The organism is Pseudonocardia pini (assembly GCF_013870575.1).
GTDB classification, from domain to species: Bacteria; Actinomycetota; Actinomycetes; order Mycobacteriales; family Pseudonocardiaceae; genus Pseudonocardia; species Pseudonocardia pini.
Map to the genome: position 1 here is coordinate 1 of NZ_JACBXB010000243.1, position 7,145 is coordinate 7,145.

Consider the following 7,145-nt stretch of genomic DNA (forward strand, 5'->3'; position numbering starts at 1 on the left):
GCGGCGCCTGGCGCTGAGCCCCCGTCGCCCGGGCACCCGGCGGGGGTGAACAGGCGTTTGGGAATCTCCACAACCGCCCCGTACCAGGAGGGGTGACACGCCCGCGCACCCTCGGGAGGCTCCACACCGGCGGACCACGGAGGTGCACGGTGACGGTGTTCGGGCTCTGGTACGACTTCCGCAACCCCGATCCGGAGCGCCCGTTCGGCGCCTTCTACCAGGAGGTGCTCGAGCAGATCACCTGGGCCGAGCAGCAGGGCGTCGGGTCGGTCTGGCTCACCGAGCACCACTTCTGCCCCGACGGCTACAGCCCCTCCCCCTTCGTGCTCGCGTCGGCGATCGGCCAGCGGACCTCGCGCATCCGGATCGGGACCAACCTGATCGTCTCGCCGCTGCACGACCCGGTGCGGCTCGCGGAGGATGCCGCGACCCTGAGCCTGCTGACCGGCGGCCGGTTCGACCTCGGCGTCGGGCAGGGGTACTGGGAGCGCGAGTTCGCGGCGTTCGGGCAGCGCCTGGTGAACCGGCCGAGCCTGCTGGAGGAGGGCGTCGACGTCATCCGGCGCGCGTGGGCCGGGGACGCGAGCGGGTTCCACGGCAAGCGCTACGACCTGGCCGAGGGCCTGGCCGTGACCCCCCGTCCCGAGACCGTCCCCCGGCTGTTGGTCGGGGCGATGGCCGAGCCCGCGATCGCCCGCGCCGCGCGGATCGCGGACGGTTTCCTCTCCACCCAGAACGCCCACCAGCAGGCCTACCTCGACGCGTGCGCCGCCCTCGGCAAGGCCGACCCCGAGATTTACGCGGGCCAGTGGGCGGTCGTGGCCGAGGACCCCGAGCGCACCTGGGCCGCGATCGGCGAGCACGCCCTCTACCAGCTCAACGAGTACATCTCCTGGGGTGCCTTCGGCCCGCCGGACGCCGTGCCGCGGTTCACCGACCCGCAGCAGATCCTCGACGCGGGCGCGTACGTCCTGATGGACGCGGCGCAGGCCGTCGCCGAGTACACCGCCCTGCTGCGGGAGCGCCCGCAGATCAAGGACGTGCATTTCTGGGCCCAGCTGCCCGGTGAGCCGGTGGACTCCGGCTCGGCACGCATCGAGTACCTGACCACCAAGGTGATCCCCCAGCTCCACGAGAGGCTCTGACATGGCATTCCTCGAGCGGGACGGCAAGAACGTCTACTACGAGCACCACCGCGGCTCCGGCGGGCGGGCGGTCGTGCTCGTGCACAGCTGGGGCGCGAGCAGCGAGTGCTGGGACACCACGCTCATCGCACTGCTGAAGGCGGGCCACGAGGTCGTGCTGCTCGACCACCGCGCCTGCGGGCGGTCCGACCGGGACTTCGACGACGTCTCGGTGGCCGCGATCGGCTCCGACATCGCCGCGCTGGTCCGCCACCTCGGCCTGCACCGCCCGGTGCTCAACGGCTGGTCGCTGGGAGGTGCGGCGGTCGTCGCCGCGTCCGCCGAGCTGGGCGACGCGATCTCCGGCGTCGTCCTCACCGGCGCCGCGACCCCGCGCTACACCCCGACCGACGGGTGGCCCCACGGCGGGGCGGCCGCGGACACCGAGGCCATGATCGCGGCCATGGGCGCGGACCGGGCGGCGACGATGCGCATGATCGCGAACGCCGCCGTGGCCAAGCCGCTGTCCGACGACCTCATGCAGTCCCTCTGGCTGCAGTTCCTGGCCTCCGGCGCGCGGGCCCCCGACACCCTGCGGACCCTGATCGACTCCGACCAGCGGGAGATCCTCGCGAACCTCACCGTCCCGGTGCTGTCCCTGCACGGCACGGACGACGCGTTCGTCCCTCTCGCGGGCGCACGGGCGGGCATCGAGCTGTGCCGGGACGGGCGGCTCGTGGAGCTCCCCGGGGTGGGACACACCCCGTTCCTCGAGGACCCGGCGACCTACCAGGCCGAGCTGCTCCGGTTCCTAGCGGCGGACCAGGCGTAGCGCCAGGTCCACGTACCGGGCGGCGAGCTCGTCCATGTCGAGCCTGCCGCCCGGCTCGTACCACTCGTTCGGCCCGTTGATCATGTCCAGCAGGGCGAGGGAAGCCAGCCGCGGATCGGGGCAGTCGAACTCCCCCGCCGCGGTCCCCGCCGCCAGGAACTCCGCGATGGCGTGCTGGTAGCGCCGCCGGTACAGCTGCACGCTGTCGAGCCTCTCCGGGGTCAGCGCGCGCAGCTCCCGACCCGCCACCCACCAGGCGTCCCGGTTCGCGCCGATGTGGCGGACGTGGCCCGCGACCAGGTGGGCCAGCCGCTCGCGGTGGTCGCCCGGCCCGTCGAGCAGCGGGAGCTGGTCCACCACGAGGTCCCGGTCGACGACGTAGATCGACTCGAGGAGGAGCTCCTCCTTGTTCGCGAAGTGGTGGTAGAGCGACGCGGCCTGGATGTTCGCCGCCTCGGCGATCGCCCGCATGCCCACGCCGTGGGCGCGCAGCGTCGCCAGCGGGGCGGGATCCCAGCCGTTGACCGCCGCGAGGTTCTCGCCGAACCCGGGGATCTGGAAGTAGGTGAGCGCGCGGGCCGCCACGACCGCACCCTGCCCACCACGGACATCCCGGTCGCCACGGGCCCGGTCGCCCGCGTCGTCGCGCTCACCAACGAGGCCAGGGAGCGCGCGGGCTGCGACCCCCTCCAGCCCGACGACCGGATCACCGCCGCGGCCCAGGCGCACAGCGAGGACATGGCCGCCCGCGGCTACTTCGCCCACGACTCGCTCGACGGCAGGGACTTCGCCGACCGGCTGCGGGCCGCAGGCTACGAGGACCCGGGAGCCGAGAACATCGCGATGGGCCAGGACACCGCGGACGAGGTCGTCGCGGCCTGGCTCGACTCCCCCGGCCACCGCGAGAACATCGAGGACTGCTCGCTCCGCACGATCGGGGTCGGCCACGCCCCGGACGGGGCCTACTGGACCCAGGACTTCGGGCGGTAGCCGACTACGCTCCCGACCATGACGGTGGTCGACAACGCGGTGTACGTCGACGGGCGTCGCTCGCGCGAGCCCGAGTCGCTCGACCAGACCGTCGAGACGCTGGCGCAGTGCGGGTCGCAGCGGAGCGCCTTCTGCTGGATCGGCATGCTGCGCCCGACCGAGGCGGACATCGCCGAGGTCGAGAAGGAGTTCGGCCTGCACGAGCTGGCCGTGGAGGACACCCTGCACGGCCACCAGCGCCCGAAGCTGGAGCGCTACGGCGACACCGACTTCGTGGTGCTCCGGCCCGCGCGGTACCTCGACGACCGGGAGGAGGTCGAGCTCGGCGAGATCCACCTCTTCCTCGGGCCGTGGTTCGTGGTCACGGTGCGCCACGCCGAGGAGCCGGACCTCAGCGCCGTCCGACAGCGCCTGGAGAACGACCCGGAGCTGCTCTCCCACGGCCCGTTCGCGGTGTTCTACGGGGTGCTGGACAAGATCGTCGACGACTACGGGCCGGTCCTCGACGGCCTCCAGGACGACGTCGACCAGATCGAGTCCCAGGTGTGGGGCGGCGATCCCGCGGTGTCGCAGCGGATCTACGAGCTCTCCCGCGAGGTCATCGAGTTCCAGCGGGCCGTGGACCCGCTGGCGGAGATCTTCGAGGAGCTGCGCCTGCGGCTGTCCAAGAAGAGCGACGACCCGGACCTGGAGCTGCACCGCCTCTTCCGGGACGTGAACGACCACGCCACCCGGGTCCGCGAGCGCACGCAGGGCCTTCGCGACCTGCTCGCGAACATCCTCACGGTGAACTCCACGCTCGTGGCGCAACGCCAGAACGAGGAGATGACCCGGCTGACCGAGGCCGGGTACGTGCAGAACGAGCAGATGAAGAAGGTGTCGTCCTGGGCGGCGATCGCCTTCGCACCGACGCTCATCGCCGGGATCTACGGGATGAACTTCGAGCACATGCCCGAGCTCGGTTGGGCCCTCGGCTACCCCTTCGCCGTCGGGCTGATGGTGGGCCTCGCCGGCCTGCTCTACGTGATCTTCAAGAGGCGCGGCTGGCTCTGAGGCTCAGGGGCGTGGTCGGGGCTGGCACCGGGGGCAGGAGTACGAGCTCCGGTTCATGAACGGCTCCCGCACGATCGGGGTGCCGCAGCGGCGACAGGCCCGGTCGGCCTGGCCGTACACATTGAGCGAGCGGTCGAAGTAGCCCGAGGCGCCGTTGACGTTGACGTACAGGGCGTCGAACGAGGTGCCGCCCTGGCCGAGGGCCTCGACCATCACCTCGGACGCCGCCTCCAGCACGGCCACCCCCTGCTTGCGGGTCAGCTTCTCCGTGGGCCGCAGGCCGTGCAGCCGGGCCCGCCACAGGGCCTCGTCCGCGTAGATGTTGCCGATCCCGGAGACGATCGTCTGGTCCAGCAGGGCCCGCTTGACCTCCGTGCGACGGCGACGCATCCCGGCGACCGCCGCGTCGAGGTCGAACAGGGGGTCCATCGGATCGCGGCCGATGTGCGCGACGGGCTCCGGCACGCCGTCGACCAGCGGATGGATCGAGAGCCCACCGAAGGTCCGTTGGTCGACGAACCGCAGCTCGGGGCCGCTCTCGAAGGTGAACCGGATGCGCAGGTGCTTCTCGGCGGGCTGCTCGGCGGCGGCGACCAGCATCTGGCCGGACATGCCGAGATGGGCGATGACGGCCTCGTCCTCGCCGATCTCGAGCCAGAGGTACTTGCCCCGCCGCCGGACGGCCGTGATCGTGCGGCCCTTCAGCCGGGCCGCGAAGTCCTCGCCGCCCGCCACGTGCCTGCGCACCGCGCGCGGATGGTCGACCAGGACCTCGGTGATCGTCCGGCCGAGGACGTGGTCCGCGAGACCGCGGCGGACGACCTCGACCTCGGGGAGCTCAGGCACTCGAGGTGGAGGTGGTCTCGTCCGTGATCGTGCGCCAGGCGAGGGCGGCGGCCTTCTGCTCGGCCTCCTTCTTGGTGCGCCCCTCGCCGGAGCCCAGCTCCCGCCCGCCGACGACGGCCGTGGCCGTGAACGTCTTCAGGTGGTCGGGACCCTCCTCCTCGATCCGGTACTCGGGCACGCCGAGCCCTTCGGAGGCGGTGAGCTCCTGGAGGCTGGTCTTCCAGTCCAGGCCCGCGCCGAGCAGCGGCGCGCCCTCGAGGAGTCCCTCGAACAGCCGGTGCACCAGCCCACGGGTGGTCTCGAGGCCGTGCTGCAGGTAGACGGCGCCGATCAGGGCCTCCGTCGCGTCGGCCAGGATGCTGGCCTTCTCGCGGCCCCCGGTCAGCTCCTCGCCCCGGCCCAGCGACACGTACACCCCGAGCCCGCCCTCGGACAGCGTCGCCGCCACCCCCGCCAGCGCGTGCATGTTCACGACGCTGGCGCGGAGCTTGGCGAGCTGCCCCTCGGGCAGGTCGGGGTGGTCGCGGTAGAGCCGCTCGGTGACGATCACGCCGAGCACCGAGTCGCCCAGGAACTCCAGGCGCTCGTTGGTCGGCAGGCCACCGTTCTCGTACGCGTACGAGCGGTGCGTGAGGGCCAGGGTGAGCAGCTCGGTGCCGATCTCGACACCGAGTGCACTCAGCAACGGGGCGCGGTCCTCACGCGGCCCCGTGACGCTCTTCTCCCCCACCCCGCGCGACTCAGGCGGGGCGGACGACCTGGCGGCCGTCGTACTGCCCACAGACGGGGCACGCGATGTGCTGCAGCTTGGGCTCGCGGCAGGCGCGGTTGCTGCAGGCGACGAGGGACGGCGCGGTGGCCTTCCACTGCGCCCGGCGAGAGCGCGTGTTGGACCGCGACATCCGGCGCTTGGGTACGGCCACGGTAGATCTCCTACGGTTATCGCTCGAGAGGTCTTACGACGTCGATACTTCGGGTTCGTCAGGACAGGCGCTCACGGAGAGCGGCCCACCGAGGGTCAATACTCTCATGCCGGTGCTCGGGCCCGAGATCGGCCCGCCTCTCCCCGCACTCCGGGCACAGACCCAGGCAGTCCTCGCTGCACAGCGGCGCGAGCGGGAGGTCGAGTGCGATCGCGTCCCGGACGGTCTGCTCGAGGTCGACGTGCTCGTCCACGACCCGCGGGATCTCGTCCGCGTCCGTGGTCTCCTCGGTGAGCGAGTCCGGGTAGGCGAAGAGCTCCTCGATGCGCTCCTCGACGTCCTCGGCCAGCTCGTCCAGGCAGCGCGAGCACTCCCCGACCAGGTGCGCCGCGGCTGTCCCGGAGACGTACACGCCCTCGCTGACCGACTCCAGGCGCAGGTCCAGCACGATGTCGCTGGCCGGCGGCACGGCGAGGACCCCGACGAGGCCGATCGCGGCGTCGGGGTCGTCGGCGCCCGGGGCGGGGATCGTGCGCGTGACGGTGCGCATGATGCCGGGACGGCGGCCCATCTCACGGGTGGAGAAGAGCCAGGGATTGGGCTGTGTGCTCATATCGGCGTCGAGGATACGCGCGCCGGGAACCGCTCGGCGACGGCGGCGGCCAGGTCGAGGAACGCCGCCCGGGTGGCGGGGCGCAACCGGGCGGGTGTGATGCGGCCGCCGGTGGCCAGGTGCGGGTCGTGCGGCACCTCGATCACGGCACGGGCCCGGCCTGCGAAGTGCCCGCGCAGGGCCTCGGCGTCGATCTCCCGGCTGCCGTCGCCCACCAGCACGACGACGGCGTCTCGGACCAGCCGGTCGTGGCCGTGCGCGACGAGCCAGTCGAGGGTCTTGCTCGCCCGCCCGGCCCCGTCGACGGTCGGGGCGCCGACGACGACGAGGGAGGCGGCGACGTCGAGCGTCCCGGCCATCGCGGAGTGGACCATGCCGGTGCCGGAGTCGGTGAGCATCACGCTGAAGAACCGGGCCAGGACGGCGTCGGCGCGCAGGTACTCGTCGCGGGTGAAGGCCTCGCCCGCCGCGGGGTCCTGCTCGCTCGCGAGCACCTGCAGGCGCCCGGCGAGGCTCGTGTAGCGGGAGACGGCGGTCCAGGAGTCGATGGCCGCGAGGTCGTCGAGCAGGTTGCGGACGGTGCGGTCGGTGTGGCCGGTCAGCCGGTCGGCGAGGGTTCCGGCGTCGGGGTTGGCGTCGAGGGCGAGGATCCGGTCGCCCCGGTGCTCGGCGAGGGCGAGACCCAGGCAGGCGGTCACCGTCGTCTTGCCCACCCCGCCCTTGAGCGACGTGACGGCGACCCGGTGCGTCCCGGCCAGGTGGCT

At 72.5% G+C, this 7,145-nt stretch carries 10 protein-coding genes; 4 read left to right on the forward strand and 6 right to left on the reverse strand.

Features of this window, described 5'->3' with window-relative positions; all coding sequences use genetic code 11:
* Positions 1-149 precede the first annotated feature (149 nt).
* Both H5J29_RS15430 and H5J29_RS15435 read left to right on the forward strand, forming a co-directional pair.
* A complete protein-coding gene (locus H5J29_RS15430) occupies positions 150-1,145 on the forward strand; it encodes an LLM class flavin-dependent oxidoreductase (protein WP_181781657.1) in 996 nt (331 codons plus the stop codon).
* Position 1,146: 1 nt separating this feature from the next.
* Complete coding sequence (locus H5J29_RS15435) at positions 1,147-1,956, forward strand: alpha/beta fold hydrolase (protein WP_181781658.1); 810 nt, start codon at positions 1,147-1,149, stop codon at positions 1,954-1,956.
* Here H5J29_RS15435 and H5J29_RS15440 read toward each other — a convergent pair.
* On the reverse strand, positions 1,936-2,541 hold the full coding sequence (locus H5J29_RS15440) for a TetR/AcrR family transcriptional regulator (protein ID WP_312858246.1): 606 nt from the start codon (positions 2,539-2,541) through the stop codon (positions 1,936-1,938). The genes H5J29_RS15435 and H5J29_RS15440 overlap by 21 nt on opposite strands.
* On the opposite strand from H5J29_RS15440, the gene H5J29_RS15445 reads away from it, so the two are divergent.
* Entirely contained in the window at positions 2,437-2,946 is a 510-nt protein-coding gene (locus tag H5J29_RS15445) for a CAP domain-containing protein (RefSeq protein WP_312858247.1), read from the forward strand. The genes H5J29_RS15440 and H5J29_RS15445 overlap by 105 nt on opposite strands.
* Before the next feature lie 18 nt (positions 2,947-2,964).
* Positions 2,965-3,999, forward strand: coding sequence for a magnesium and cobalt transport protein CorA (locus H5J29_RS15450; protein ID WP_181781659.1), 1,035 nt, complete (start codon positions 2,965-2,967; stop codon positions 3,997-3,999).
* Between the two features lie 3 nt (positions 4,000-4,002).
* Here the strand turns inward: H5J29_RS15450 and mutM are convergent, their stop codons facing one another.
* From mutM to H5J29_RS15475, 5 genes are all read right to left on the reverse strand, one after another.
* Positions 4,003-4,845 (reverse strand): bifunctional DNA-formamidopyrimidine glycosylase/DNA-(apurinic or apyrimidinic site) lyase, encoded by an 843-nt coding sequence (gene mutM / locus H5J29_RS15455; RefSeq protein ID WP_181781660.1) that lies wholly within the window; start codon positions 4,843-4,845, stop codon positions 4,003-4,005.
* Positions 4,838-5,575: a ribonuclease III gene (rnc, locus tag H5J29_RS15460; RefSeq protein ID WP_181781661.1), complete on the reverse strand. Its 738-nt coding sequence runs from the start codon at positions 5,573-5,575 to the stop codon at positions 4,838-4,840. The genes mutM and rnc overlap by 8 nt, the downstream gene beginning before the upstream one ends.
* Positions 5,576-5,585: 10 nt before the next feature.
* Positions 5,586-5,768: a 50S ribosomal protein L32 gene (gene rpmF / locus H5J29_RS15465; RefSeq protein WP_093079637.1), complete on the reverse strand. Its 183-nt coding sequence runs from the start codon at positions 5,766-5,768 to the stop codon at positions 5,586-5,588.
* Positions 5,769-5,826: 58 nt separating this feature from the next.
* Positions 5,827-6,381, reverse strand: coding sequence for a YceD family protein (locus H5J29_RS15470; protein ID WP_181781662.1), 555 nt, complete (start codon positions 6,379-6,381; stop codon positions 5,827-5,829).
* The coding region (locus H5J29_RS15475) for a MinD/ParA family ATP-binding protein (RefSeq protein ID WP_181781663.1) at positions 6,378-7,145 on the reverse strand (768 nt) is incomplete at its 5' end. The genes H5J29_RS15475 and H5J29_RS15470, both read right to left, overlap by 4 nt.

Coding starts and splice junctions, on each gene's coding strand:
- H5J29_RS15435 (WP_181781658.1), top strand. CDS start 1,147: ATGGCATTCCTCGAGCGGGACGGCAAGAACGTCTACTACGAGCACCAC.
- H5J29_RS15470 (WP_181781662.1), bottom strand. CDS start 6,381: ATGAGCACACAGCCCAATCCCTGGCTCTTCTCCACCCGTGAGATGGGC.
- H5J29_RS15450 (WP_181781659.1), top strand. CDS start 2,965: ATGACGGTGGTCGACAACGCGGTGTACGTCGACGGGCGTCGCTCGCGC.